Source organism: Sphaerisporangium krabiense (genome assembly GCF_014200435.1).
In the GTDB taxonomy this organism is placed as follows: Bacteria; Actinomycetota; Actinomycetes; order Streptosporangiales; family Streptosporangiaceae; genus Sphaerisporangium; species Sphaerisporangium krabiense.
The window spans coordinates 3734246-3759028 of sequence record NZ_JACHBR010000001.1 but is presented as its reverse complement, the minus strand read 5'-3'; the positions used below and the strand labels follow the sequence as shown (position 1 = coordinate 3759028).

Sequence of the window (24783 nt, the reverse complement as noted above, 5' to 3'; positions counted from 1 at the left end):
GCCGGCCGGGGCTCAGCTCAGGAAGGCCGGGCGGAGCATGGCGAAGACCCGGTCCACCAGGGCCAGGCGGTCGGTGGTGCCGTCGGCGCGGATCCACTCGCGCGCCACCACGTCCAGGGCCGACCCCGCCGCCGCCGCGGCGAGGTCGGCCTCCAGCGGGGGTATCCCGCGCTCGGCAAGCGCCCCGATGATGCGGGCACGGGCCTCGTCACGCTTGTGGAGCAGCCTGGCCCGCAGCGCGGGGGTGGACTCGATGAGCCGCATCCCCTCCACCTGCGCGGTGATCCGCGCCTCCCAGCCGCGCAGCACCGCGTGCAGGCACTCCCACGGCCCCTCCTCGGGAGGACGCGTGGCGATCTCCTCGGCGACCTGCTCGCCCATCGCCTCCAGTTCGCCGAAGACCGCGTCCTCCTTGGTCGGGAAGTAGCGGAAGAAACTGCGTTTGGACATGCCCGCCGCGCGGGCGATGTCGTCGACCGTCGTCGCGTCGAAGCCACGCTCGGCGAAGAGCCGCAGCGCGCGTCCGGCGATTTCGGCGCGCACGGCGCGCCTGGTGCGATCCCGCAAGCCCTCCATGGCGTAATGCTACACCGATTGCCTAGGATGGCACTTGGTGTCATATTTGATGCAACGCTCTCTCTTCGAGTGACGGAGGCTCACATGCGGGGCAGGACCGTTCTGGTCACCGGTAGCACCGGGGGAATCGGCAAGGAGACGGCGCGCGGGCTGGCCGCGCGCGGCGCCCGGGTGCTCCTCGTCGGCCGCGATCCGGCACGGGCACGGCAGGCCGCCGAGGAGCTCGGGGCGGGCGGCGGCCAGGTGGAGGCCATCGCCGCGGACGTGACCCGCCTGGAGGAGACGGCCAGGGTGGCCGCGTGGGTCGCGAGCCGCTGCGACCGCCTGGACGTGCTGGTCAACAACGTCGGGGCGAGCCCGCCACGACGTACGCTCACCGCGGACGGCGTGGAGGTCACGTTCGCCGCCCACGTGCTGGCGCCGTTCACGCTCACCCGCCTGCTGCTGCCCGTGCTCGGCGGCCGGGTGGTGAACATCACCGGAGGCATCCCCGGCGGGCCGATCGAGCCGGACAACCTGCAGGCGGAGCGGCGGTACCTGGGCTGGACCTTCAGCCAGTACAACCACACCAAGACCATGCTGATGGCGATGAGCCTGCGCTTCGCCGAGCAGGTGGCCGGCGGCGGCGTCACGGTCAACGTCGCCTACCCCGGACACGGCCACACGCCGATGAACCAGGCGATGACGATGACCGGCTTCCCCTACGCCTACCGGCCGCTGGTGCCGCTGCTCCGGGTCGCCGCGCCACGGCTGTTCGGCGATCTGACCAAGCCCGCGCGCTCCAGCGTGTACCTGGCCTCCAGCACAGAGGTGGACGGCGTGAACGGCGCCTACTTCAGCATGAAATGCCGCCGCACGGCCTGGCCCGCCGGCGCGCTCGACCCGCACGGCCAGGACGCGGTCTGGGCCCTGTGCGAGCGCCTGTCCGGCGCGGTCGTCTGACCCTTGGGGACTCGGTGGCGCGGGGATCCGCCCGCGGTACCGGCGAAGCGACCGAAGCGGGGCAGGCGCACCTATGCAACCTGGACGAGCGACCTCTACCTTTGCGGTGACGGAGAGGATCGCCCCGGTGAAGGTGCTGAAGGCAGGGGCCGCGCTCGTTCTCGCGGTTCTGGTGCACGCGTTCACGGTGACGCTGCTCGTGACGGGCGGATGGATCATCGCCAGGAGCCCCGGCTTCGCGCCGGCCTGGGCGGCGGGCGGACTGCTCGTCGCCATCGGTGCGCTGCTCTTCCCCCGGCCGCGCCGGCTCCCAGGCGACGTGGAGGTGGTCGAGCCGTCCGCCGCGCCCGCGTTGTACGGGCTGGCGCGGCGGGTGGCCGGAGCCGTCGGAACGGCGCCGCCCCTGGTCGTCGCCGTCAGCGACCTCGCCGTCGGCTGCCTGTACGCGCGGGTGGGGTGGCGGCGCAGGCCCGCGCTGGTCGTCGGGCTGCCGCTGTGGCTGGTGCTGTCGGCACGGCACCGCGTGACGCTGCTGGCGCGGACGTACGTGGAAACGGAGAGGGACGACCTGCTGGTGAGCGGGGCACTGTGGACGCTGGCCCGGTGGCGCGAGTCGCTGATGAGCGGCAAGCCGCTGACCCGTCGCGGCGAGACGCACATGTACATGGCGACGGTGCTCGGCGCGGCCGCCCCACGCGGCGGGTACGAGGCCGCGGGAACGCTCGGCCAGATCCTCGGAAGGCTGCTGGGCTGGCCCGTCCTCCTGCTGGAGCGCGCCCTGCGCGGACTCGTCGCGGCTCCGGTCCTCACGGATTCGGTCATCACACGGACGGAGGCCATGGAGTCGGTTGCCACGGCGGCGGAGGTCGCGTGGTTGGACGGGCTGGTGGAGGGGAGGCGCTTCGTGGCGCCGCTTCAGGCGGCGGCGCTGCGCGGGGCGAGCGTCGCGGAGATCCGCCGGTCGCCGCTGGTCGCCGAGGACGCTCCCGGCACACCGGCCACCGGAGGTCCTTCCTCGATGCTCACCGAGGCCGCCTCCGACGCCATCGACGACGAACTGTCCCCGCACTACGCCCGCGCGATGCGCTCCTTCGGCCTGATCTGGTGACGACCACCCGGGCCGCCCGCCGTCGCCGCGAAGTCCTGTGACACAGGTCCCGGCGGCGAGGACGAGGTGAACCCGCCGGCCCTGGCGAAGATCTAAGAGGGCGTGCCCTTCACCGTGAGTCATGTCTCCGCGATCCTGCCGCTGCGACGGTGGCTGCCGCCGCCCGCGCTGACCGTCGGGGCCATGGCGCCCGATCTTCCGTACTACCTGCCGCTGCCCGTCCCGGCTCAACGTGATCATGTATGTCGGCTCGCTCGGCGGGCTCGCCGTCCTCGGCCGGTGGTTCGCCGCGTGGTACCGGCGCACGCCGCCGCGACCGGGACGGTGGCCAGGTGTCCCTTCCAAGGTGCGGAGGCTGGTCGTGGCGACGAGCACGGTCGCGATGGCCGTGGGGGCGGTCGTGTCCGGAGGCGGCGATGCCGCGACGGTCGGGGCGTACGACCTGGTCAGGGCCGTGACCATAGGGGGCGTGGCCGGAGCGGGGGCCGTGGTGGCCTGCTATGTCGTCGTCTGGCATGTGTGGCGGGGGCGGTGATCAGGGCTTGCGGGCCCGGAGGGCCAGCACGGTCGGGGTGGGGGCGCCCGTTTCGGTGAAGCGTTCGAGGGGCAGGCCGGCGTCGAGGAACATGTGCAGCAGCTCGGGGAGTGGGCGGTGCATGGCGCCGACCCTGTTCCGTACGCCTTGGTCGGTCCACGAGGTCTTCGTCCAGTGGCTGTCGGTGTAGCCGGGGCGGATCACGACCGCGGCGGGGTCGGTGCGGTCGGCGAAACCGCCGCAGAAACAAGGGTGAACGCCCACGTGGACGAACACGCCGCCGGGGCGCAGCACCCGGGCCACTTCCCGCAGCACGGTCGCGTACCCCGGCATGTCGGTGTGGACCATCATCGCGACGACGGCCGGAAGCGCGTCGTCCCGGATCGGCAGGCGCTCGGCGTCCGCTCGGGCCACCGGTAAGCGGCCTCGCGCGTACCGCAGCATGCCGGAGGACAGATCGATCCCGAAGGGAGTCCACCCCAGCTCACGCACCGTGCGCGCGTGAACGCCGGTCCCGCAGCCGACCTCCAGGCAGACGCCCGCACCCGGCCCCAGGAGATCTCGGAGCACGCGGTCCAGCCCCAGCGCGTCCCCGCCTGCCTTCCTGGCTCCGGCACGCCCCGATCCGCCGGCCCCGGGGTGATCCGCTCGGCCGGGTCCGTCAGCCTGTCCGCCGAGGAAGACCTTTTCGTACCAGTCCGCGATCTCGTCATACGCGGGTGTCGCCGCCATGGCCTGTCCCTTTCGCTCGCGGATCAGCGTCATCTCCACGCGGTCCGACGCCGTCCTCTCGGCGGCACACCGCAGCCTCATTGAGCATCGGAGCGGTCGGTCCAGGCCATGCGTTTCGCCCATAGCGGTTCCGCCGGAGGCGCAAAGCCGTGGCGGCCGCCGTCGCCCGGCTCGTAGGGCGCGGCCTCGATATTCGCCTTGACGTGGCGGCGACGGCCCACCATCATTCCACTAACTCATTAGTGGAAGAGTGGAGCGCGATGGAGTTTCACTTGGACCGTGGCTCGGGTGTGGCCACGTACCTGCAGCTTGTTCACCAGGTGAAACACGCCCTGCGGCTCGGGATCCTCGTCCCCGGTGACCGGCTGCCCACGGCCAAGGAGGTCGTGGAGAAGCTCGCGATCAACCCGAACACGGCGCTCAAGGCGTACCGGGAACTGGAGCGCGAGGGGCTCGTGATCGCGCGCCCTGGGCAGGGCACGTTCGTCGAGCGCGCCCTGGGCGGCGCGTCCCTGGCCGAACACGCCAGGCTTCGCCGCGACCTGCTCCGCTGGGTACGCGCGGCACGGGAGGCCGGCCTGGACCAGGAGGACGTGCAGGCCCTGATCGCCTCGGCGGTCGGCGAGGCGTTCCGCGACGACGAACAGGCGCCTGCGACCAGGAAGGACGAGATCGCGTGACGGCGAACAGCGTGGCGGCGCAGAGCGCCGTCACGGACGGCGGGGCGGTGTTGCGGGCGTCCGGGCTGGGGAAACGGTACAGAGGGGTGTGGGCGCTGCGGGACTGCTCGCTCTCGATCCCTGCGGGCCGGGTGGTCGCGCTGGTCGGTCCGAACGGCGCGGGCAAGACCACGCTGATCCACATGATCGTCGGCCTTCTCGCGCCCACCGAGGGAGAGGTGCGGGTCTTCGGCGCCGCGACCGGCCGCGACCGGGTGGCCTTCGTGGCGCAGGACAAACCGCTGTACAACGGCTTCAGCGTCGCCGAGACCCTGCGGTTCGGCCGCACCCTCAACCCCGGATGGGACGACGCCATGGCCCGGCGACGGCTCGCCGACCTCGACATTCCCCTGCGACGCAAGGTCGGCGCGCTCTCCGGCGGGCAGCGGACGCAGGTCGCCCTGACGATCGCTCTGGCCAAGCGGCCGGACCTGCTCGTGCTCGACGAGCCGCTCGCCGACCTCGACCCACTGGCGCGGCACGACGTGACCCGGGGTCTCATGGCGGCGGTCGCCGAACACGGCACCACCGTCCTGTTCTCCTCCCACGTCGTCTCCGACCTCGAAGGCACCTGTGACTGGCTGGTCATGCTCAACCGGGGCCGGGTCCAGGTGAGCGGCGACCTCGACGACCTCGTGGCGTCGCACCGCCTGCTGACCGGGCCCGCCGAGGCGGCCGACGAGATCGCCGCGCGTCTGCCGGTCGTCGCGCGGACCATGTCGGGGCGGCAGGCGAGCCTGCTCGTGCGCGACCCGGCGCCGCCGATCGACCCACGCTGGAGTTCGCACGCGATCGGGCTGAACGACCTGATCGTCACCTATCTGCGCGACCCGCGCGCGGGCGCCCCCCGCGACCTGTCGGCCGTACCCGCCGAGTGAAAGGACGACCTTCTCGATGCTGTGGCTGACGTGGAGGCAGCACCGGGCGCAGATCGCCGTGACGTTCGGCCTGCTGGCCGTGCTGGGTGTCATGCTCCTGGTCACCGGCCTGCAGGCGGCGGACTACGCGGCCCGGCACGCCCCGCCGGGGTGCCCGGGGCCGGCGCCGGTCTGCCAGGCCGTCAACGCGGCGCTGCGCGACTGGTACGACCCGATGTACATGGCGTTCGGGCTGCTCCCCCTGGCCGGGCCCGCGCTGGTCGGCGCGTTCTGGGGCGCGCCTCTGCTGGGCCGGGAGTACGAGCGGGGCACCAACAAGCTGGCCTGGACGCAGTCGCTCCCGCTCGGGCGCTGGCTCGGGTTCAAGATCGCGACGCTCGCCGGTCTGCTCGTCGCCGGCGGCCTGGCGTCCGCGGCGATGATCAGTGCGTGGACCTCGGTCTTCCGCGGCGCCGTGTACGGCTCGGCGCTCTCCAACCCCGGAGAGTTCAACATGGTCGGGGTCGCGCCCGCCGCGTGGTGGCTGTTCGCCTTCGCGGTGGGGACGCTCGCGGGCACGCTGTTCCGCCGGACGCTGGTCGCGATGGCGGTGACGATCGCCGTGCTCATGCTGACGTTCCCGCTCCTGTTCTTCGCGCAGAAGGACTTCGCCGCGCCGGTCCGGCTGGTCACCGCCGACCGGGATCAGCCCCTCGACCAGGGCGGCCTGTTCGTGAAGGAGAACTGGGTGGACCCGGCGGGCCGCGAGCTCACGGCCCCTCCGGTCGGCGTCTGCGCGGCCCCAGAGGGCGTGGACATGCGCAGCGGCCGGGCGCAACTCGAGATGGACGGCTGCCTGCTGGACCACGGCTACCGGGTCGCCCTGTACTACCATCCCGCGAACCGTTTCTGGCGCTTCCAGTGGACCGAAGCCGCGATCCTGACCGCGGGAGCCGCGGCTCTGACGTCCCTCGCCATCGCCCGCACCTCCCGCCGCCGCATCTGACAGGCGCCTTCGGCGCGTAGGCCTGCGGACGCGCGCTTCGAGGGGGGGATCGCGGCGCCCGGCCACGACGGCGGGGCACGGGTGGGCCTCACGTGGTGTGGGTGTCGTACTTCTCGCGGTTGGCGAGCACTTCGTCCATGTGCGCCTCGGCCCAGTTCTTGATGCCGCGTATCACGTGGTGGAGGGAGAGGCCGAGGTCGGTCAGCTCGTAGGTGACGGTGATCGGGACGGTCGGCGTCACGGTGCGGGTGACCAGGCCGTCGCGCTCCAGGGACCGGAGCGTCTGGGTGAGCATCTTCTGGCTGACCCCGGCCAGCCGGCGGGACAGTTCGGAGTAGCGCATCGACCGGGGCGTGCCGGCGCAGTCGCCCGCGGATCGCTGCGGGCCGTCGCTGCCGAGCGCGGCCAGGATCAGCGCGACCCACTTGTCGGAGATCCGGTCGAGCAACTGGCGGCTCGGGCACTGTGCCAGGAAGGCGTCGTAGTCGGACTTCGCTTGTGCCCGCTTCTGGGCCATCGTCCTCGTCGGCATCGGACGCTCCTTCGTGTCGGGGGACCTACGCACTTCGAAGTGCGTACTTCCCATGGGAGAGCTACTTCCCCATAGTGGTGCGGGGTGACCGTCCGGCACAACGAATGGAGCGAACATGACGTGGACAGCCGGCTTCCGCACCGCGGTGATCAGTCCCTATGAGCGGATCCAGCTCACCGAACCGCGCGGCTTCGCCGACCAGACGGTGCGCCAGGTGCTCCACATGGCCGGCGGCGGGGAACGCCTTCGCGTACGCCTGACGAACCGTTACGGCCGCACCCCCTTGACCATCGGCGCCGCGAGTGCCGCCACCGAGCACGGGCAGGCCGCCCTCACCTTCGACGGCGCCCGTCGCCTCGTCATCCCGCCGGGAGAGGAGGCCGTCGGCGACCCGATCGATCTGCCCGTCGCCCCCGGCGCCGACCTGCGCCTCAGCCTCTACCTTCCTGACGAGACAGGCTTGGCCACCTACTCCCACATGCCCATGGAGACCGCTCACATAGTCCGCGGTGACCATGTCACGTTCCGCGTGCTCCCCGACGCCGAGCAGGTGGAAGCGAGGTTCTACGTCACGGGTGTCGACGTGCCCGCCGTGGAGGACACCGTGATCGCCGTCGCGTTCGGGGACTCCTGGTTCGAAGGGGTGGGCTCCACGACCGGCGCGAACAACCGCTCGGTGGACTTCCTCAACCGGCGCCTCAAGCGGGGATGGGTCGTGAACCAGGGCATCGCCGGGAACCGCCTTCTGCGGGACGAGGTCGGCGAGCACGCGCTGGCGCGCTTCGACCGCGACGTTCTCTCGATCCCCGGCCTCACCCATGTCCTGGTGCACTTCGGCATCAACGACCTCGGCCTCCCCGGCATGTCCGGCGAGCCTCCCGCCACCTCCGACGCCCTCATCGAGGGCTTCAAGGCCCTGGCCCGCCGCGCCCACGAAGCGGACCTGAAGATCCTCGCAGGCACCATCGGCCCCTTCGCCGGCGCCGTCTACCCCGGGGTCAGCACCCCCGAGGGCCTCGCCGCCCGACGCGAGGTGAACGACTGGATCCGTACCACCGGCACCTTCGACGCCGTCTTCGACGTGGCCCGGGCCGTCGAGAACCCCGAAGCCCCCGACCACATCCACCCCACCCTGGACAGCGGCGACGGCATGCACCTCAACGACAAGGGCGCCGAGGCCCTGGCCAACGCCGTAGACCTGGAAACCCTCGCCCTGTAGGCAGAGGTGGGGTGAGCGGGAGGGATGTCAGTGACAGCGTGTCTGGCGCTAGTGGCTTTCGGGGTTGTCAGGGGATCCGAAGACTTGGGGGTACGAATCCGGGCGGTGAGGGGCCGCCGGTCGGTCCTGGATCACAGGGAGAAGCATGGGCAAGTACGATCACCTGTTCATCGAGCACATGCTCGAATGCGGCGACGACCTCGTCAACGAGGGCGCCGCGGCAGGAGGGGAACGCCCCGCCAACATCAGCAGCCCGTTCGGGCTGATGCGCGGCATCGATGTCGATCTCAGCAAGGTGCACATGGCCTTCAGCTGGATCAACCCCACGTCGGAGAAGGTGCACTGGGTCAACGACCATGAGCACACCTACGACGAGGTGCTGATGTGGATGGGGAGCGATCCCGCGAACCTCCACGATCTGGGGGCGGAGCTGTACTTGGACATCGACGGTGAGCGTCACACGGTGACGACCACGGGCGCGGTGTGGATCCCGGCCGGGACGCGGCACTGCCCGCTCGGTTTCAACTACGTCAACCGGCCCTTCACCTTCATCGCGCTCTCGCTGAACCCGGAGTACGCGTCCGACGAGAACGTGCCGCGGCCCGCCCACAGCTGAGCTTCATCACGCCACGGGCCGGACGGAGTGCTCCGTCCGGCCCGTAGGTGTTCGTGCGCCCCGCTTCTCTGTGGGGCGCCGGCGTGGGGGCACCGGGGCGGGTGGCCACGTGTGGCCCCGTGGCCGCCCGCCCCGGTGAGGGCGCTAGGAGAGCGCGGCCTCGATCGGGCCGTGTCCCGCGCCGGTGGAGTGGAGCGCGGTGGTGATCTCCGCCAGGTCGTCGGCGGTGAGGTGCAGGTCGCAGGCGTCCAGCCACCCGTCGACCTGGCCGGGGGTACGGGCGCCGACGATCGCCGCGGTGACTCCGGGGCAGGCGGTGGTCCAGGCGATGGCGATGGTCGCGACGGAGACGCCGTACCGCCGGGCGAGCGGGCGCAGCGCGTCCTGCAGGGCGAGGTTGCGTTCCAGCGCGGGCGCGCGGAACTGGGCGGAGCGGGAGCGCCAGTCGTCGTCCGGCAGCGCCGCGGCCCGTTCGGCGGTGAAGGAGCCGGACAGCAGCCCGGACGCCATCGGGCTGTAGACGATCACGCCGGTGCCGTGCGCGTCGCACCAGGGGATGACGTCCGCGGCGGCGTCCCTGTCGATGAGCGACAGGGGCGGCTGCAGGGACGCGACGTGCCCGACGGCCTCGCAGCGTTCCAGCAGCTCGACGTCGAAGTTGGACACGCCGGCGTGCCGGACCTTTCCTTCCTTGACGAGCTCGAGGACGGCGCCCCAGGACTCCTCGATCGGCGGCCCGTTCGGGTCGGGGTCGTGGATCTGGTAGAGGTCGATGTGGTCGACGCCGAGGCGGCGCAGCGAGGCGTCGCACTCGCGCCTGATCGACTCGGGGGTGAGGTTGTTGCTCTCGACGCCGTTCTCGTCCCAGACCAGGCCGCACTTGGTGAACACCAGGGGCCGGTCGGCGGCGGGCAGGGCGGCGAGGGCCCGGCCGACCACCTCCTCGGCGTGCCCGAACCCGTAGACGGCGGCGGTGTCGATCCAGTTGACGCCGCGGGCGACGGCGTGGTGGACGGCGGCGATCGACTCGTCGTCGGACTGCGTGCCCCAGCCCATCAGACCGGGGCCGCCGACGGCCCAGCTTCCGAAGCCGACGGTGGTGATCGCCATGCCGGTGCGGCCCAGCTCGCGGGTGCGCATGTCAGTACTCCTTGCGGTAGGGGCGCGCCGACTCGGGCGTGACGACCGGCAGGACGAGCCGGGACAGGTACGGGCCGGCGTGGTGGACGCTCTGCAGGGCGCTGGTCATCTCGGCGGACGTGCCGGGGGGCTGTCCGGTGTTGGGGTTGCGGTCGAAGTGGGGGAAATTGCTGCTCGACACCTCCAGCCGGATGCGGTGCCCGGGCTGGAACACGTTGCTGGTGGCGCCGAGGTCGATCCGGTACTCGACGACCTCGCCGGGGGTGAGCAACTGCGGCTCGCTGGTCGACTCGCGGTAGCGTGCCCGGATGATGCCGTCGGCGAGGTTGCGCGCGTAGCCGCCCGGGCCGACGTCGACGAGCTTGGCGGTCCAGTCGGTGTCGGTCGCCGTGCTGGCGGCGTGCAGCACGACCGTGACGGGGCCGGTGACGTCGAGGGGTTCGGTCAGCGGCTCGGAGGTGTAGACGAGGATGTCGGTGCGGGCCTCGATGGGACGCTGGTCGTACACGCCGCCCCGGGTGTAGACGGGGTTGCAGCACAGCGCGCCGCCGAGGGTGGGGACGGGGTTGCGCGGGTTGTAGACGAAGCTGTCCGGGGGCTGGCCGAAGGTGGGCCGGTCGCGGCGGAGCTCGCCGTCGCCGTGCAGCGTGTTGGCCCGGCCGCCGCTGTGCAGGTACCAGTCCTCGTATTCGGTGCCGGGCAGCGGCCAGGAGTCGGCCACCCGCCACTCGTCGGCGCCCATGGTGAACAGCAGCACGGGGGGTTCGCCGGCGATGCCGTCGTCGCCGTCGCGCAGCCAGGTGTCGAACCAGCGGAGCTGCATGCCGTCGGCGTCGATGGCCGGGCCGGTCGCCCGGCCGCCGAAGTTCCATTCGCCGACCGGGTTGCCGCTGAAGAGGCCGGCGTGCGGCCACGGCCCGATCAGCAGCCGCTGCCGGTCGCGCACGGCGGCCGGCCCGTGCGCGCGCATGCCGGCGAAGTTGGCGAGCGTGCCGAGGAGGAAGGTGTCGTACCAGCCGCCCATGTTGAACGCGGCGACGTTGATCTCGGGGTAGGCGCGGGAGACGTCGAGGCGTTCCCAGAACTCGTCGTAGCCGGGGTGGCGCAGCCATTCCCGGTAGTACGGGGCGACGGTGTCCAGGTACGGGTGGTCGCCGAGGGGGAGGACGCCCGTCGTGTCGGGAAGCCGGTCCGCGGCGTCGACCAGCGCGGCGCGGATCTCGCCGGAGACGGACGGGTCGCGGGCGGCGTTGTGGGCGGCGAGGGAGAGCGTCCAGCCCAGGCTGAAGCTGAGCTGGAAGGCCCCGCCCCGGTAGACCCAGCCGTGGTGGTAGCTCGACGCGGTGACGTTCGGCGCGATGGCCTTGAGCGCCGGGTGGCCCGACATCGCCGCCTGCCACTGGGTGACGCCGTCGTAGGAGCCGCCGAACATCCCGACGTTGCCGTCGCACCAGGGCTGGGCGGCGATCCAGTCGATCGAGTCGTAGCCGTCCTCGCGTTCGTTGACGAACGGGGTGAACTCGCCGCCGGAGGCGCCGCGCCCGCGGACGTCCTGCATGACGACGGCGTACCCGGCCGAGGCCGCGCGCAGCGCGAACGTGCCGTACATGCCGAGGCCGGTGCGGTCGTAGGGGGTGCGGAAGACCAGGGCGGGGCAGCGCTGCCCGGTCGGCCGGTAGACGTCGGCGCGCAGGATCACGCCGTCGCGCATGGGGACCGCGAGCATGCGGTCGACGGTGATCGACTCAGACATCGGCGGCCAGCCAGTGGTCGATGACGTTGCGGGTCACCCGGGACAGCCCGTTGTCGTAGCCGTTCGCCGACAGCCCGCTGCTGTAGGAGATCGAGCCGGTGGAGAAGACCGACCCGCCGCCGCGGGTGCGGAAGTAGACCATGTCGGAGCGGACGCGCGGGTTCTCCGTCGCGCCCTGCCCGGGGTTGGTGCCTTCGAGCTCCTCGACCACGAACTGGTAGCTGTCGCCGAGCCCTTCTGAGGTGGCGAGCACGATCGCGTCGGGCGGGCTGCCGAGCGCGAGGTCGTAGCGGTCGATCTCGTTGCCGACGGCGCCGCCGTCGATGAGTCCGATGTCGGCGAAGACCTCCGGCACGCCGTCCAGCAGCTTGGCCGCCAGGTCGCCGTCGTGGTCGGGGCCGACGCGGTAGCGCCCGGACGGGTCGCCGCCCTGCGCGCTGAACCCGACGCCGAACAGCTTCTGCGGCGGCCGGTTGCGGCCGGCCCACAGCCCGCCGCGCTCGCCGGTGGTGGCATGGTGCTCCTCGCCGGGGCGGACCTGCCAGCTGCGGGTGCCGGTCAGGCCGCGGCGCAGCTCCATGACGTGCGGCAGCTCGGGGTGGAAGGAGACCACCCAGTAGTAGCCGTTGCCGCCGATGTAGGCGAAGTTGCCACCGCCGTCGACGTAGGTCTCGATGGCGTCGAGCATCCGCCCCGACGCGTACTCCGGGTGCGAGCCGGAGATCACCCCGCGGTAGCGGCCGAGCAGCTCGGCGCCCTCCGCGTGCAGGTCGTGGTCGGTGATCACGTCGAACGAGTAGCCCATCTCGGTGAGCCAGTCGACGATGTACAGGTCGGTGGCCAGCATGAACGGCGACAGGTGAATGCTGAAGCCCGGCGCGAGCGTGAGGATCGGCCGCCGCGCGGACGAGTGGCACACCCCGCTGCCGTCGGTGTGCCTGGCGTACATCGAGTGGCCGAGGTCGTAGCGCTGTTCGAGGAAGGCGACGCCCGGCGGGACCACCGGCACGTAGCCGAGGCCGCGCTCGTTGGCGTAGGCGAGGTAGGTGCAGGTGGGCAGCATCAGCGCGATGTCGCCGGTCGCGGCGCCCCGCGGGGGGCGGACCACGAACGGGATCGCGCGCTCGCAGGAGCCGTCGGCGGCGGTCACCCGCAGCGCGTACACGCCGCTCGGCAGGCCGTCGGGGACGGTGAGCTCGTGGCCGGGCTCCCAGCCGCTGTCGGCGAGCTCGTCGTCGTGGAAGTGGATCGCTCCGTAGCCGCGCGGGTCGTGGGCGTAGTGGTCGGTCTCGCCGGTGTAGTGCCGCCCGGTCACGCCGCGCACCGGCATGTTGACCAGCCGCCCGTCCAGCTCGGGACGGCCGGCGCACGGCACGGTGAGCGAGGCGGCGGCCCTGTCGCCGTCCTGCGGGCCGAACCACCAGCGCAGCGGGGCGTCCGGCTCGCCGGACACCGCGGCGGCCAGCGCGTCCCGGTCGAGCGGGCGGGACCACAGCGCGGGGCTCTCGATCTTGCCGTTGTAGTGCCCGGCGTCCGGGGTGAGCGCCGCGAACAGCAGCTCGCCGCCGGTGGCGGGCGTGAAGGCGGCCTCGGCGCGCCCCTCGGCCACCTGCGGGCGGTCGTCGACGACCGCCGGGCTGAGCCGGCTGTTGACGCTGTTGACGAGCGGGCACGCGACGAGCACGACGGCGCCGGTCGCCGGGTCGTGGCTCGCGCCCACGCCGTGCCAGAGGTGGAGTCCGAGCGGGGTCTCGATCCGCGTCGCGGTCTCGCGGACGCCGTCGCCGAGCCACAGCGTCAGCCGTCCGGCCTCGTCCAGGCCGAGGGCGTAGCCGCGCGGGCCGTCGCCGTCGCTCCAGCGGGCCACGATCGTCTGCCTGCCGCCGGTGACGAAGGTCGGGTAGACGCAGGCCACGACGGCGAACCCGTCGCCGCCCGCGGTGACGCCACCCGGGTCGGGGACGGCGATGTGCGAGCCGAGCCTGGTGGTCTGCGTCCGGCCGCGATGGCGGCCCTGCCACACGTCCGGGACGGTCTCGACGCGGACGCCGGGCCCGGCCGGGTTGTCGTCGACGTGCCGCAGCCGCACCAGCTCGGTCGTGTACTCCTCGACGCCCTCCGCGCTGACCATGAACGCGATGGGGTCGCCCGGCGCGGCGCTGATCCGGTCGGCGTACCCGAGCAGGACCGGGCCGTCGACGGTCAGCTCCGGGCCGTCGGCCGCGTCCGCGGGCGGCTCCCCCCATCCGAACACCTCGTGCAGCTCGCGGCGCAGGCACGCCTCACGGGCCTCGGCGAGGTCGGTGAACCGGCGCCGGTCGGCGAGCCGGTACCGGTCGCCGCGGCGGGCGGGCTGCCGGGCCAGGCGCCACTCCCGGCCGGGGACGGACTCGTAGACGGTGACGCGTTCTGCCGGTGGCCTTCGGCCGAGGAACCGTAGCACCCAGGAGAGCGGTTCGCGATCCCCGGCATGGGGGTCGCGCGTCCAGTCCTTGATCAGGTCTTCGGTGATGAGAGAACGGAGCAGTCCGGCACGACGCTCGTCGAACCGTGCCTGGATCTTCGCGGTAGAGGACTCCATATCGTGAAATTAGGCAGTTGGCCGTGGTGCGGGGAGCGACTCAGGTCGGCAGCTTTGTCACTGAAGGCAGACGCTCGCCGCGCCGCCGGACCGGCATGTGTGCCGGGGCCTGCGTGGGCGCGGGTCCGGCCATGCCGCGCCGCCGGAACTCGCCCGGGCTCATGCCGACCTCGCGCTTGAAGAACCGCCCGAAGTACGACGGGTTGTCGAAGGACAACCGCTGGGACACCTGCGCGATCGTGAGGTCGGTGTGCGTGAGCAGCCGTTTCGCCTCGACCGTCAGCGCCGTGCGTATGATCTCGGCCGGCGTCTTGCCGGTCGTGCGCCGCACCACGTCCGCCAGGTGTTTGGGCGTGATGCCGATGCGGTCGGCGTACCCGCGCACGGTCTGCTCGTTGAGCAGCTCGTCACTGACCAGCCGCAGGTAGCGCCGGGCCAGCGCGGTGCTGCGGTCCTCGACCATGCTGGTGTTCGCGTCGCTGTGCAGCCGCCGCATCTCCACCAGCAGGATGTGCAGGTACGACTGGAGCACCGAGACGTCCGCGCCGCCGGGCCGCCGGTACTCGCGGTACAACGCGGTGAACAACGCCATGATCGGCTCGACCTGGTCGTCGTCGAGGTGCAGGGCCCGGCCGATGCCGAGCGGGTCCAGCGTCAGCGACTGCCGGGGCGAGACCCGGTCGCCGTACTGGGCGGCCAGGAACTCCTCGAGGAAGACGACGACGAATCCCTCGATCGGCGTGTGGCGCTCCCAGAACTGCACCTGCCCCGGCGCCACGAAGTACAGCGTCACCGGGTTCAGCTCGTACGGCACGAAGTCGATGACCTGGGTGCCGGAACCGCTGGTCACGCAGACCATCTCGTAGAACTCGTGGCGGTGCGGGAACGACGCGTACGACCAGGGGGCGAGCTCGGCGAACGACCCGATCGCGAACCCCGGCGGTCCGGACGCGATCAGAGGGTCGTCGAAGCGGTGCGTCGGCAGGAATGCGCGCTCGGGATGCACGGTTCTGCTCCTCCAGCGGTACGGCGTCTGTCACTCACGCGAAACGGACGACTCCTGCTCCCCCGCCGCGGCGGCGCCCGGCGGGGAGGCGGATGCGGCCGCGGTCTCGTCCGCGGCCGGGGTGAGGCCGGGATTGGCGGCCAGCAGGGTGCGCGTGTACTCGTGGCCCGGGGCCGCGGTGATGGTCTCGGGCGGGGCGACCTCGATGAGCCTGCCGTTCTTCATGACGCCGACGCGGTCCGCGATCGACAGGACCAGGCTCAGGTTGTGGGTGATGAACAGGTAGGCGAGGTCGCGTTCGCGGCGCAGGTCGAGCAGGAGGTTCATCACCTGGCCCTGCACCGAGACGTCCAGCGCCGAGGTGGGCTCGTCGGCGACGATGAGCTTCGGCTCGGGGGCGATCGCGCGGGCGATGGCGACGCGCTGCCGCTGCCCGCCGGAGATCTGCGCCGGGATCCTGTCGATGATGGAGGCGGGGAGCCCGACCTCCTCCAGCAGCTGCTCCACGCGCCGCCGCAGCGCGGGCCCGCGCAGGTCGGTCAGCTCGCGCAGCGGCTCGGCGATGATCCGGCCCACGGTGTGCCGGGGGTCGAGCGAGCTCTGCGGGTCCTGGAAGATGAGCTGGACGTCGCGGCGGAAGGCGCGCACGTCGCCCTCCAGGCCGCGCGCGGTGTGTCGCCGGCCCGCGACGGTGACGACGCCCTCGCCCGGGTCGTCCAGCGCGGCGACGATCTGCCCGAGCGTGGTCTTCCCGCTGCCGGACTCGCCGACCAGCCCGAAGAACTCGCCCGGCCTGATCGACAGGCTGACGCCGTCGACGGCGGCGTGCTCCTCGCGGCGGCGGATCCCGAGCAGGGCGCCGCGGCGGCGGCCGCGCGCGGTGAACGTGCGGCGCACGTTCTCGATGACCAGCAGCGGCTCGGACCCGCCTTCCGGCGCCCGCGCCGGGCTCGCGGCGTCGGCGGGGGCGCCGGCGGAAGCGGGGGCGACGCCGGCGGTGGCGGTGGCCGGAGTCGAGGGGAACGGGAGCGCGACCGGTCCGCTTCCGGGGTTCCAGCAGGCGACCTGTCCCTCCCCGTCCACGGCGGCGAGCGGCGGCTCGTCGGTTCCGCAGTCGTCGACGGAGTGGCGGCAGCGCGGGGCGAACCGGCAGCCGGGGAGCTCCTCGGCCGGGCCGGGCACCGAGCCGGTGATCGTCGGCAGGCCGTCCGGGCGGCGCACGCCGATCCGCGGCACGCACTCGACCAGCGCGCGGGTGTACCGGTGCCGCGGGGAGCGCAGCACCTCCGCCGCCGGTCCGACCTCGACCAGCCGCCCGGCGTACATGACGGCGATCCGGTCGGCTATCTCGGCGGCGACGCCCATGTCGTGGGTGATGAAGACGCAGGCCATCTGGTGCTCGCGTTGCACGCTGCGGAACAGGCGCAGGATCTCGGCCTGGGTGGTGACGTCGAGGGCCGTGGTCGGCTCGTCGGCGAGCAGCAGGTCGGGGCCGGAGATCAGCGCCATCGCGATCATCACGCGCTGCTGCATGCCGCCGGACAGCTGGTGCGGGTAGAGGTCGGCGATGCGCTCGGGGTCGTCGAAGCCCATCTCGCCCAGCAGCTCATGAGCCCGGGCGCGGGCCTCCTCGCGCAGGTCGGCGCGGTGGCCGGCGCCGCCGGGGTGGTAGGCCTCGACGAGCTGGGCGCCGATGCGCCGGGTGGGGTTGAGCGAGTCCAGCGCCTCCTGGAAGACCATGCCGATGCGGCGTCCGCGGAAAGAGCGCATCTGCTCGGGCGTCAGCGCGACGAGGTCGACGTCGTCGAGGCGGACCTGGCCGGTGGTGCGGACCGGCGCGACGAACTCCAGCAACCGGATGATCGACAGGGCCGTCACGGTCTTGCCGCTGCCGGACTCCCCGACCACGCACAGCGTCTGCCCCGCCTCGAGGCTCAGCGAGAGCTCGTGGACGAGCTTCACGCCGTCGTCGCCGGTGAGAACTCCGACCGAGAGGCGATCGATCTCTAGTAGTGACACGTGCGTCATCCCTTCAGGCGCCCGGCGTGACACACCGCCGGACGATCCTCCGCCAAGGATCTCCGCAGGACAAGAGGTTGTGCCGGATCCATGCCAACCGTTTAGTCTCAGTCAAGCGGCCGCGCGAAGTGGCAAGGATCTCTCGGGTGAAGTTCGCGTGAGTGACAGAAGTTCCGACGTCGACGCCTACTCCGGGCCTTGCCACGGCGACTAGCTTGAGCGGCCAAATTCGCCGACAAAAAGGCGCGAGGAGCCACGATGAACCTCCACCTGTCCCGCCATCCGAAGGCCGTCGTCGCCGCCGCCCTGCTGAGTTTAATGTTGTCGGCGTGTGCCTCCCGCGCGAACGGGCCGGCCGCGAGTCCCACCGGCGCGGACGCCGGCGCCCCTGTCAAGGGGGGCAACATCACCGTGCGCCTGGCGCAGGATCCGGGTTCGCTGGACTCGGTGGTGAACGGCAACGTGGGCACCACCTACCTCGCCCACGAGGTGTTCGAGCAACTGGTCACCATCGACGCGAACTACCAGCCGCAGCCGGTGCTCGCCGAGTCCTACAAGAAGGGCGACGACGGGCTCAGCTACACGTTCGTGCTGCGCAAGGGCCTGCAGTTCTCCGACGGGACCCCGCTGAAGGCCTCCGACGCGGCGGCGTCCCTGAACTACTGGGTGAAGGACGGCAGCTACGCGGCGTCGCTGAAGCCGGTGCTGAAGGAGATCACCGCTCCGGACGACACGACCGTCGAGGTCAAGCTCAAGTCGCCGTTCGACCTCGTCGCGCTGATGGCCGCGAGCCACGGCTCGTTCATCCGCCGCGCCGCGGACATCGACGCCAAGGGGCCGACCGGCATCCCCAACGACAAGGCCGTCGGCACCGGCCCGTACAAGGTCAAGTCCTGGACGCAGGGCGAGCAGATCGTGCTCGAACGCAACGACAAGTACAAGCCGCCGACGGGCGCCTCCAGCGGGTACTCGGGCGCCAAGCGCCAGTTCCTCGACACGATCACCTACAAGGTCGTCGCCGACCAGGACGCGGTGCTGAACGGGCTGAAGACCGGCATCCTGGACGTCGCGGAGCCGTCCAACCCGCAGTACGACCAGATCAAGCAGGACCCGGACCTGAAGGCCGCGGTCCAGGGCGGTGGCACGATCCAGTTCGTGTCGCTCAACCACAACTCCGGCTCGATCTTCTCCAAGGCCGAGGCGCGGGACGCCCTCAACCTGGTCACCGACAAGCAGGCGATCATGGCGTCGCAGGGGGTTCCCGACCTGGTGTCGCCCAGCAACGGCGCGTTCGCCACCTCGACCAACAAGGCGATGTACTCCGAGGCGGGCAAGGCCAAGTGGGAGCAGCACGACCCCGAGAAGGCCAAGCAACTGTTCGCCCAGGCCGGCCTGCGGCCGGACCAGACCATCCGCATGATCACGACCGATGAGTTCCCGCAGTTCAAGGACGCGCTCATCGTCATCCAGAACGACCTCAAGAAGATCGGCATCAAGTCGAGCATCGAGAGCTACGACTTCGCCACCCTGATCGGCAAGAAGAACAACGAGCCCAACGGATGGGACGTTCTCGCCCTGATGGACGATGCCAACCCACCGGTGCCGGCATACACCGATAACGTGAAGAACCTGGACAATTCCGGATATCCTCGCGACAAGCTCGACCCGTTGCTGGACACCTACAACCGGGCCAAGACCCCGGAGGAGCAGCGGACGGCGATCGACGCGATCCAGAAGTTCACCTCCGACAACCTGCCGACCATCACGCTGTACGCCGCGAAGGGCTACGTCGCGTACAACCCGAAGGTGCAGGGTTACAACGGCTGGGGGATGGAGTTCACCGATGTCTGGCTGAGGAAGTAGACGCCCATGCTGCTCGTCGTCCTACGCCGGCTCCGCGACCTGGTCGTCGTGCTGGCCGTCGTCGGCACGTTCCTGTTCTTCCTGCTGCGGTCGATCCCCGGCGACCCGGCCCAGGTCCTGCTCGGACTGAAGGCCTCGCCGGAGCAGCTCGCCCGCCTGCACGAGGAGCTGGGCCTGACCGGGCCGTTGTATGAGCAGTACTTCCACTGGGTCGGCAACGTGCTGACCGGCGACTTCGGCACGTCCATCAAGTATCAGGCGCCGGTGCTCGACATGATCGCCGGCCACATCGCACCGACGCTCACCCTCGCGATCGCCAGCACGGTCATCAGCTTCCTGCTGACCGTGCTGGTCATCAGCTGGGTCACCGTGTCGCCGCACAGCTGGGTGGCACGGGGCGTCAACCGGGTCGCGCAGTTCGGCCTCGCGCTGCCGGAGTTCTGGCTCGCGCTCCTGGCCGTCTACGTGTTCGCGCTGGCGCTCGGCTGGTTCCCCACCAGCGGCTACACCCCGCTGTTCACCGACCCGGTGACGTCGGTCCCGCAGCTCGTGCTGCCGATCGCGGTGCTCGTGGTGGGGCAGACGGCGTTCTTCACCATCACCATGGAGGAGAGCGTGCTCGGCGAGCTGACCCAGCTCTACCTGCGCACCGCGCGGGCCAAGGGGGTCACCGAGCGGCGCATCGCGCTGCGGCACGTGCTGCCGAACTCGATGCTGCCGGTGCTGACCACCGTCGGGCTGAACTTCGCCTCGCTGATCGGCGGGGTGGTCGTCATCGAGAGCATCTTCGTCATCCCCGGGCTCGGCACGATGCTGCTCGGGGCCGTGTACGCGCGTGACTTCCCGCTCATCCAGGGCGGGGTCATGTTCATCGCGTTCCTCTTCGTGGTGGTGAACCTGCTGGTGGACCTCGCCTACTCCCTGGTCGACCCCAAGGTGCGTGTCTCGTGACGGCGCTCGCCGGCGAGGCGGCCGCGGCGCCCGCGCGGGCGAAGCGGCCGTCGTTCGCGCGCCGCAACCCGGCGCTGGTCGTCTCCGGCGGGCTGCTCGGCCTGATCATCGTGCTGGTCGTGGTGCTGCCGTTCTTCCTGCCGGACCCGGAGGCCATCGACCCGGTGCAGCGGTTGCTGCCGCCGTCCCTGGACCATCTGATGGGAACCGACCGGTACGGCCGCGACCTGTTCAGCCGCTGGGCGTCCGCCGGGCGCGTGTCGATCGGCATGACCCTGCTGATCACCGTCTGCGCGGTGAGCATCGGCACGTTCATCGGCCTGGTGGCGGGCTACTTCACCCGTGTCGGCCGGGTGATCATGCGCGTGGTGGACGCGTGGATGGCGTTCCCGTCGATCATCCTGGCGATCGTGTTCGGCGTCGTCATCGGCCCGGGCATGACCAGCGAGCTGATCGCCGTGACGATCATCTTCACCCCCTACACGGCGCGGATCATCCGCAGCCGCGTGCTCGGCCTCGCGACCCGCACCTACGTCAAGGCGGCGCGGGTCTCGGGGATGGGGCCGTGGAAGACGCTGGCCGTGCACATCCTGCCGAACACGCTGCCGCTGGCGGTGGTGCAGTGCGTGCTGCTGTCGGCGGGGGCGATGCTGATCGACGGGTCGCTGAGCTTCCTCGGCCTCGGCATCTCACCGCCCACGGCGACCTGGGGGAACATGGTCTCGGACGGACGGGTGTACCTTCAGGAACATCCCACGATGGTGCTTTTCCCCGGGTTGGCGATCGCCCTGTTCGTCTTCCTGCTGAACGTCGCGGGGGCGAGCCTGCGCACGTTCGTGGACCCGAGGGCGAAGCTGCTGTTCGCCCAGCAGCGGCGGCGCGGACGCGCCGGGGGCCGCTGACTCCCCGTGGTCGCGGGCGGGCGGCCGCCGGCGGCCACGGGACACAAGAAAGGTGAAACGGAGTGACACGCACGACGAGCACGGCCACGGTCGAGACCGACCGTCCGAGCCGGTACGGCAAGCAATTGGTGAACCACCTGGGCCGCCACGAGGGCGGGGAGTGGTCGGAGGAGTCCAACTCGGGATGGATCGTGCTCGGCGCGGGCCGCACCGAGGTGACCTGCGCCGAGGGGGCCCTTGAGCTGCGGGTGGACGGCGACGCCGGCGACATGGCCGGGCTGGAGGACGTCGTGGGGCGGCATCTGGTCCGCTTCGGCGCCAAGGACGAGCTCGTCGTCCGCTGGGTCCGCGCCGACGGCACCCCGGGCACCGAGCAGGGCACGGCGCCGACGGCCTGACCCGCGACGGCGCTGCCACACGGCCCTCGCACACGACGGAACCGGCCGCGCACCCCGAGGGGCGCGGCCGGTTCCGTGTGGTGGAGGCCGGTCAGCCCAGCCGCAGGGTGCGGCGGATCCAGGCCGCCTGGGTGGCGTTGGCGGCCCGCGACACCTGGGCCTCGGGCACGATGCCGTTGAAGCCGTGGAACCCGCCGGCCCAGACGTGCAGCTCGGCCTGACCTCCGGCGGCCCAGATCCTGGAGGCGTACTGCACCGCCTCGTCGCGGAACACCTCGGCCGCGCCGACCTCGATGAACGCGGGCGCCAGCCCGGACAGGTCCGTGGCCCGCGCCGGCGAGGCGTACGGGGACACGTCGGGGCCGCCGCGCCGGTCGGCGCCGAGCAGGGCGTTCCAGCCCGTGTAGTTGAAGCTGCGGTCCCAGATGCCGACGCCGTCGTACTGCCTGCTGGAGACCGTGTCGTTGCGGTCGTCGAGCATGGGGGTGATCAGCGCCTGCCCGGCCAGCGCGGGGCCGCCGCGGTCCCGGGCGAGCAGGGCGACGCCGGCGCTGAGGCCGCCGCCCGCGCTCCCGCCCGTGACGAGGATGCGCTCGGGGTCGACGCCCAGCTCGGCCGCGTTCTCGGCCATCCAGACGAGCCCGGCGTAGCAGTCCTCGACGGGCGCGGGGTCGGGGTGTTCCGGGGCGAGCCGGTACTCGGCGGAGACGCCGACGACGCCGTGCTCGGCGACCCAGTCGAGGACGGACCCGAGCGCGCCGAAGCGGCTGCCGAGGATCATGCCGCCGCCGTGGATGGCGTACATGCCCGGCGCGTCCGGTCGCGGGCTCTTGGGGCGCACGATGGTGACGGTGATGTCCGGTTCGCCCGGCGGGCCGGGGACGACGCGGTCCTCGGCGGTGATCGGGCGGTCCCCGATCATGTCCTCGATGGAAGGCTGCCCGGCCGCGAAGCGGGCCCGGTAGGACAGGATCGTCTCCGGGACCAGCGGCTCGAACTCCAGCGTCCGCCGGAAGAAGTCCAGCCCGTCCACCAGCTCCGGGTCGTAGGGAACTCGCGTCGTCATCGGCGCCCCTTTCGCGTGAATATCTGAAATCGTATGGGATAGTCGGCGGCGCGGGAAGACGGTGACCGCTACGCGTCCGGCAGGATGAGCGCGTACTTGACCGGGTCGTCGTCCGGCACCGACGACCAGGAGCTCTCCGGGTCCACTCGGCCCTTGTCGAGCCAGTACGGGGCGAGCAGCTCGCGCAGCCGGTCCGCGCCGACCCGCGCGAGCAGGTCGAACGCGCCGAGGTCGTCGGTGATCTGCTCGGTGGTGCGCGCGCCGACGACGATCGAGCACAGGTCGTCGTTGGTGAGCACGTACGCCAGGGCCAGCTGCGCCAGCGTGCCCCCCAGTTCCTCGGCCAGCGCCCGCAGCCGCGGCCTGGCCTCCTCGAGCAGGCCGTGGATGCCGCCCGGGTCGTTGCCCGTCGGACGCCGCCGGGGATGGCCGAGCAGGAAGCCGCCCTCCAGCGCGTCGGACGCCTGCACCTTCAGCCCGAGGTCGGCCACGACGCCACGGAACGGCTCCCCCTCGGCGATCGAGCGGCGCACCACGTTGTACTTGAGCTGCGCGAACGCCGGCGGGACCAGGCCCGTCCGCTCGGCCGCCGCCGCGACCGCCCTGATCTCGGCGACCGACCAGTTGTTCACGGCCCAGTGGCGCACCCGGCCGCTCTCCACGAGCGCCGCCGCCCCCTCGGCGATCACCTCGTACGGCACGTGCTCGCCGACCAGGTCGCCGAAGACCACGATCTCCGCGTGGTCGGTGCCGATGCGGAACACGGCCCGGTCGAACTGCGCGACGATGTCCTCCGCGCCGCCGCTGCGCTCCACCCAGCTCTTCACCTGCAGGACGTAGTCGTCCCGCGCCACCCCGGCGGCCTGGACGGCCCGGCCGAAGATGACGTCGGTGTGCGAGCCGACGTCGCGGGGATCGGCGCGGTAGACGCCGACGTCGAAGAAGGCCGCCCCCGCGTCCACGGCGGTCCTGATGACGTCTACGGTCTGCTCGAACGGCGTGCGGTCCCACGTGTACCAGGACCCCACGGTGAGCGCGGGGACCTGGAAACCGTCGCCCCCGAGCGGACGGGTGAACACCTTGCGCGTGCCGGATGCCATATCAAGCCTCTCTCTGCTCAGGTCTCGCCTCGGGCCGGCGCGTCGATCGCCGCCCCTCGCCTCGTCGGGGCCGAGGCCGGCCGTCTGCGCGGACGTGCCGGCCCCGGCGTCGTGCCCGCCGGTCAGACCGCTTCCGCGATCAGGGCGCGCGGGCTGCCCGGCAGCGGGCGCGTCTCCAGCCATCGCCAGCCGGTCTCGGCCAGCCAGCCGCGCGCCACGTCCTCGGGGTAGACGACGGTCCCGTCCACGACCAGGTACTCGCCGGCCAGCAGGGGGTCGATGCCGCGGCCGTCGGAGGGGTCGAGGAAGAAGTCGACGAGCAGGAGCCTGCCGCCGGGCTCGACGATCTCGCGGGCGCGGCGCAGGAAGGCGCGGTTGTCGTCGGCGTCGAAGCGGTGGGCGACGTGCTCCAGCAGCACCAGGTCGTAGGTGCCCTCGACCGGCTCGGTCAGCGGGTCGGCGGTGCGCAGCTCGACGCGGTCGCGGTAGCGCTCGTCCACGCTCTCCGGATCCGTCTCCTGCGGTGTCACGAACGTCGCGCGCAGCCGCGGGTTGCGGGCCGCCGCCTGGACCACGAACTCCACCGACAGCCCGGCGAGGTCGGCGATCCGCGTGTGCGCGCCGAAGTCGTAGTGCTCGGCCAGCATGAGCGCGTGCAGCGCGTTGTAGGCGCCGACCCCGTCGCGGAAGACGGCCGGGGCGACCGAGATGGTCGTGTCGAACGGTGAGGGCGCCGCGGCGCGCACGGAGCTCGTGTAGGAGCGCCAGTGCGGGTAGCTGATGGCGTCCCAGAACGTCAGGAAGGCCCGCAGGTCCAGGCCGTCCTTCCCGCCGGCCAGGTAGGCGCCGGCCGCGGCCTCGTTCCGGTACCGGCCCTCCTCGAAGGCGAGCAGGCCGAGACCGGTCATGGCGTCGGCGAGGACCCGGGCGGACCGCTCCGGTATCCCGGCGCGGCGGGCGAGCTCGGCCGCGGTCAGCGGTCCGTCGGCCAGCGCGGCGAAGAGGCCGACCTCACTGGCGGCGAAGAGCTGTTTGGCCGCCATGAAGCCGGTGGCGACGGAGACGATGGGGCTCGGATCAGGGACGGGCGTCGTCCTGGTGGGGGACATCGGGGACTCCTCGGCGGAATCGCGATGAGCGGCCCGCGAGCGGGTCGCTGCCA

Annotated in this window: 23 protein-coding genes and 1 pseudogene; 13 read left to right on the top strand and 11 right to left on the bottom strand. The window is 71.8% G+C overall.

Annotation, left to right across the window (positions count from 1 at the left end):
* Positions 1-12 precede the first annotated feature (12 nt).
* Positions 13-576 (bottom strand): TetR family transcriptional regulator, encoded by a 564-nt coding sequence (locus BJ981_RS16660; protein WP_204070697.1) that lies wholly within the window; start codon positions 574-576, stop codon positions 13-15.
* Positions 577-660: 84 nt separating this feature from the next.
* Between BJ981_RS16660 and BJ981_RS16655 the strand changes: the two genes are divergently transcribed.
* From BJ981_RS16655 to BJ981_RS16645, 4 genes and pseudogenes are all read left to right on the top strand, one after another.
* Positions 661-1518 (top strand): SDR family NAD(P)-dependent oxidoreductase, encoded by an 858-nt coding sequence (locus BJ981_RS16655; protein WP_184612249.1) that lies wholly within the window; start codon positions 661-663, stop codon positions 1516-1518.
* A gap of 106 nt (positions 1519-1624) precedes the next feature.
* A complete protein-coding gene (locus BJ981_RS16650; protein ID WP_184612248.1) occupies positions 1625-2626 on the top strand; it encodes a M48 family metallopeptidase in 1002 nt (333 codons plus the stop codon).
* Between the two features lie 102 nt (positions 2627-2728).
* Positions 2729-2809 (top strand): annotated as a pseudogene (locus BJ981_RS39215) (DUF4184 family protein); the annotation flags it as partial.
* A gap of 49 nt (positions 2810-2858) precedes the next feature.
* Positions 2859-3161: a hypothetical protein gene (locus BJ981_RS16645; RefSeq protein WP_239139728.1), complete on the top strand. Its 303-nt coding sequence runs from the start codon at positions 2859-2861 to the stop codon at positions 3159-3161.
* On the opposite strand, the gene BJ981_RS16640 is transcribed toward BJ981_RS16645, so the two are convergent.
* Positions 3162-3731, bottom strand: coding sequence for a class I SAM-dependent methyltransferase (locus tag BJ981_RS16640; RefSeq protein ID WP_204070696.1), 570 nt, complete (start codon positions 3729-3731; stop codon positions 3162-3164).
* A 422-nt stretch (positions 3732-4153) separates the two neighbouring features.
* Here BJ981_RS16640 and BJ981_RS16635 point away from each other — a divergent pair, with 422 nt between their 5' ends.
* Genes BJ981_RS16635 through BJ981_RS16625 form a run of 3 tightly spaced genes read left to right on the top strand, consistent with a single transcriptional unit; the run spans position 4154 to position 6475 of the window.
* A complete protein-coding gene (locus BJ981_RS16635; protein ID WP_184612245.1) occupies positions 4154-4573 on the top strand; it encodes a GntR family transcriptional regulator in 420 nt (139 codons plus the stop codon).
* Positions 4570-5490, top strand: coding sequence for an ABC transporter ATP-binding protein (locus tag BJ981_RS16630; protein ID WP_239139720.1), 921 nt, complete (start codon positions 4570-4572; stop codon positions 5488-5490). The genes BJ981_RS16635 and BJ981_RS16630 overlap by 4 nt, the downstream gene beginning before the upstream one ends.
* Positions 5491-5506: 16 nt before the next feature.
* A complete protein-coding gene (locus tag BJ981_RS16625) occupies positions 5507-6475 on the top strand; it encodes an ABC-2 membrane transporter-related protein (protein WP_184612244.1) in 969 nt (322 codons plus the stop codon).
* 88 nt (positions 6476-6563) lie between these two features.
* Here BJ981_RS16625 and BJ981_RS16620 read toward each other — a convergent pair whose 3' ends face one another.
* A complete protein-coding gene (locus BJ981_RS16620) occupies positions 6564-7007 on the bottom strand; it encodes a winged helix-turn-helix transcriptional regulator (RefSeq protein ID WP_184612243.1) in 444 nt (147 codons plus the stop codon).
* A 115-nt stretch (positions 7008-7122) separates the two neighbouring features.
* On the opposite strand from BJ981_RS16620, the gene BJ981_RS16615 reads away from it, so the two are divergent.
* Both BJ981_RS16615 and BJ981_RS16610 read left to right on the top strand, forming a co-directional pair.
* Positions 7123-8226, top strand: coding sequence for a GDSL-type esterase/lipase family protein (locus BJ981_RS16615; protein WP_184612242.1), 1104 nt, complete (start codon positions 7123-7125; stop codon positions 8224-8226).
* A gap of 145 nt (positions 8227-8371) precedes the next feature.
* Positions 8372-8842, top strand: coding sequence for a hypothetical protein (locus BJ981_RS16610; RefSeq protein ID WP_184612241.1), 471 nt, complete (start codon positions 8372-8374; stop codon positions 8840-8842).
* 144 nt (positions 8843-8986) lie between these two features.
* On the opposite strand, the gene BJ981_RS16605 is transcribed toward BJ981_RS16610, so the two are convergent.
* The 5 genes from BJ981_RS16605 to BJ981_RS16585 are packed head-to-tail and all read right to left on the bottom strand — an operon-like array spanning position 8987 to position 17341.
* A complete protein-coding gene (locus tag BJ981_RS16605) occupies positions 8987-9982 on the bottom strand; it encodes an aldo/keto reductase (RefSeq protein WP_239139719.1) in 996 nt (331 codons plus the stop codon).
* A 1-nt stretch (position 9983) separates the two neighbouring features.
* The gene (locus tag BJ981_RS16600; protein ID WP_204070695.1) at positions 9984-11735 is read right to left on the bottom strand and encodes a CocE/NonD family hydrolase; all 1752 of its coding nucleotides are present in this window, start codon (positions 11733-11735) and stop codon (positions 9984-9986) included.
* Entirely contained in the window at positions 11728-14316 is a 2589-nt protein-coding gene (locus BJ981_RS16595) for a N,N-dimethylformamidase beta subunit family domain-containing protein (protein ID WP_184612240.1), read from the bottom strand. Before BJ981_RS16595 ends, BJ981_RS16600 begins: the two co-directional genes overlap by 8 nt.
* 40 nt (positions 14317-14356) lie before the next feature.
* Positions 14357-15322, bottom strand: a complete 966-nt coding sequence (locus tag BJ981_RS16590; protein ID WP_184612239.1) for an AraC family transcriptional regulator — start codon at positions 15320-15322, stop codon at positions 14357-14359.
* 30 nt (positions 15323-15352) lie between these two features.
* Positions 15353-17341 carry a dipeptide ABC transporter ATP-binding protein gene (locus tag BJ981_RS16585; RefSeq protein ID WP_184612238.1) on the bottom strand — a complete coding sequence of 663 codons (1989 nt, stop codon included), beginning with the start codon at positions 17339-17341 and terminating at the stop codon, positions 15353-15355.
* A 258-nt stretch (positions 17342-17599) separates the two neighbouring features.
* Here BJ981_RS16585 and BJ981_RS16580 point away from each other — a divergent pair, with 258 nt between their 5' ends.
* The 4 genes from BJ981_RS16580 (at position 17600) to BJ981_RS16565 (ending at position 21455) form a co-directional block, all read left to right on the top strand.
* Positions 17600-19204, top strand: coding sequence for an ABC transporter substrate-binding protein (locus BJ981_RS16580; RefSeq protein ID WP_184612237.1), 1605 nt, complete (start codon positions 17600-17602; stop codon positions 19202-19204).
* Between the two features lie 6 nt (positions 19205-19210).
* Complete coding sequence (locus tag BJ981_RS16575) at positions 19211-20155, top strand: ABC transporter permease (RefSeq protein ID WP_184612236.1); 945 nt, start codon at positions 19211-19213, stop codon at positions 20153-20155.
* Positions 20152-21057, top strand: a complete 906-nt coding sequence (locus tag BJ981_RS16570; protein WP_184612235.1) for an ABC transporter permease — start codon at positions 20152-20154, stop codon at positions 21055-21057. The genes BJ981_RS16575 and BJ981_RS16570 overlap by 4 nt, the downstream gene beginning before the upstream one ends.
* A gap of 62 nt (positions 21058-21119) precedes the next feature.
* The gene (locus BJ981_RS16565) at positions 21120-21455 is read left to right on the top strand and encodes a DUF2218 domain-containing protein (RefSeq protein ID WP_184612234.1); all 336 of its coding nucleotides are present in this window, start codon (positions 21120-21122) and stop codon (positions 21453-21455) included.
* A gap of 91 nt (positions 21456-21546) precedes the next feature.
* On the opposite strand, the gene BJ981_RS16560 is transcribed toward BJ981_RS16565, so the two are convergent.
* The 3 genes from BJ981_RS16560 to BJ981_RS16550 all read right to left on the bottom strand — a co-directional run bounded on the left by BJ981_RS16560 (position 21547) and on the right by BJ981_RS16550 (position 24730).
* Positions 21547-22521, bottom strand: a complete 975-nt coding sequence (locus BJ981_RS16560) for an alpha/beta hydrolase (RefSeq protein WP_184612233.1) — start codon at positions 22519-22521, stop codon at positions 21547-21549.
* 68 nt (positions 22522-22589) lie between these two features.
* Positions 22590-23621, bottom strand: a complete 1032-nt coding sequence (locus BJ981_RS16555) for an aldo/keto reductase (protein ID WP_184612232.1) — start codon at positions 23619-23621, stop codon at positions 22590-22592.
* Positions 23622-23743: 122 nt separating this feature from the next.
* Positions 23744-24730 carry a class I SAM-dependent methyltransferase gene (locus tag BJ981_RS16550; protein WP_184612231.1) on the bottom strand — a complete coding sequence of 329 codons (987 nt, stop codon included), beginning with the start codon at positions 24728-24730 and terminating at the stop codon, positions 23744-23746.
* Positions 24731-24783 lie beyond the last annotated feature (53 nt).

Coding starts and splice junctions, on each gene's coding strand:
- BJ981_RS16615 (WP_184612242.1), top strand. CDS start 7,123: ATGACGTGGACAGCCGGCTTCCGCACCGCGGTGATCAGTCCCTATGAG.
- BJ981_RS16660 (WP_204070697.1), bottom strand. CDS start 576: ATGGAGGGCTTGCGGGATCGCACCAGGCGCGCCGTGCGCGCCGAAATC.
- BJ981_RS16605 (WP_239139719.1), bottom strand. CDS start 9,982: ATGCGCACCCGCGAGCTGGGCCGCACCGGCATGGCGATCACCACCGTC.
- BJ981_RS16580 (WP_184612237.1), top strand. CDS start 17,600: ATGAACCTCCACCTGTCCCGCCATCCGAAGGCCGTCGTCGCCGCCGCC.
- BJ981_RS16575 (WP_184612236.1), top strand. CDS start 19,211: ATGCTGCTCGTCGTCCTACGCCGGCTCCGCGACCTGGTCGTCGTGCTG.
- BJ981_RS16635 (WP_184612245.1), top strand. CDS start 4,154: ATGGAGTTTCACTTGGACCGTGGCTCGGGTGTGGCCACGTACCTGCAG.
- BJ981_RS16560 (WP_184612233.1), bottom strand. CDS start 22,521: ATGACGACGCGAGTTCCCTACGACCCGGAGCTGGTGGACGGGCTGGAC.
- BJ981_RS16550 (WP_184612231.1), bottom strand. CDS start 24,730: ATGTCCCCCACCAGGACGACGCCCGTCCCTGATCCGAGCCCCATCGTC.
- BJ981_RS16620 (WP_184612243.1), bottom strand. CDS start 7,007: ATGCCGACGAGGACGATGGCCCAGAAGCGGGCACAAGCGAAGTCCGAC.
- BJ981_RS16610 (WP_184612241.1), top strand. CDS start 8,372: ATGGGCAAGTACGATCACCTGTTCATCGAGCACATGCTCGAATGCGGC.
- BJ981_RS16595 (WP_184612240.1), bottom strand. CDS start 14,316: ATGGAGTCCTCTACCGCGAAGATCCAGGCACGGTTCGACGAGCGTCGT.
- BJ981_RS16625 (WP_184612244.1), top strand. CDS start 5,507: ATGCTGTGGCTGACGTGGAGGCAGCACCGGGCGCAGATCGCCGTGACG.
- BJ981_RS16655 (WP_184612249.1), top strand. CDS start 661: ATGCGGGGCAGGACCGTTCTGGTCACCGGTAGCACCGGGGGAATCGGC.
- BJ981_RS16600 (WP_204070695.1), bottom strand. CDS start 11,735: ATGTCTGAGTCGATCACCGTCGACCGCATGCTCGCGGTCCCCATGCGC.
- BJ981_RS16555 (WP_184612232.1), bottom strand. CDS start 23,621: ATGGCATCCGGCACGCGCAAGGTGTTCACCCGTCCGCTCGGGGGCGAC.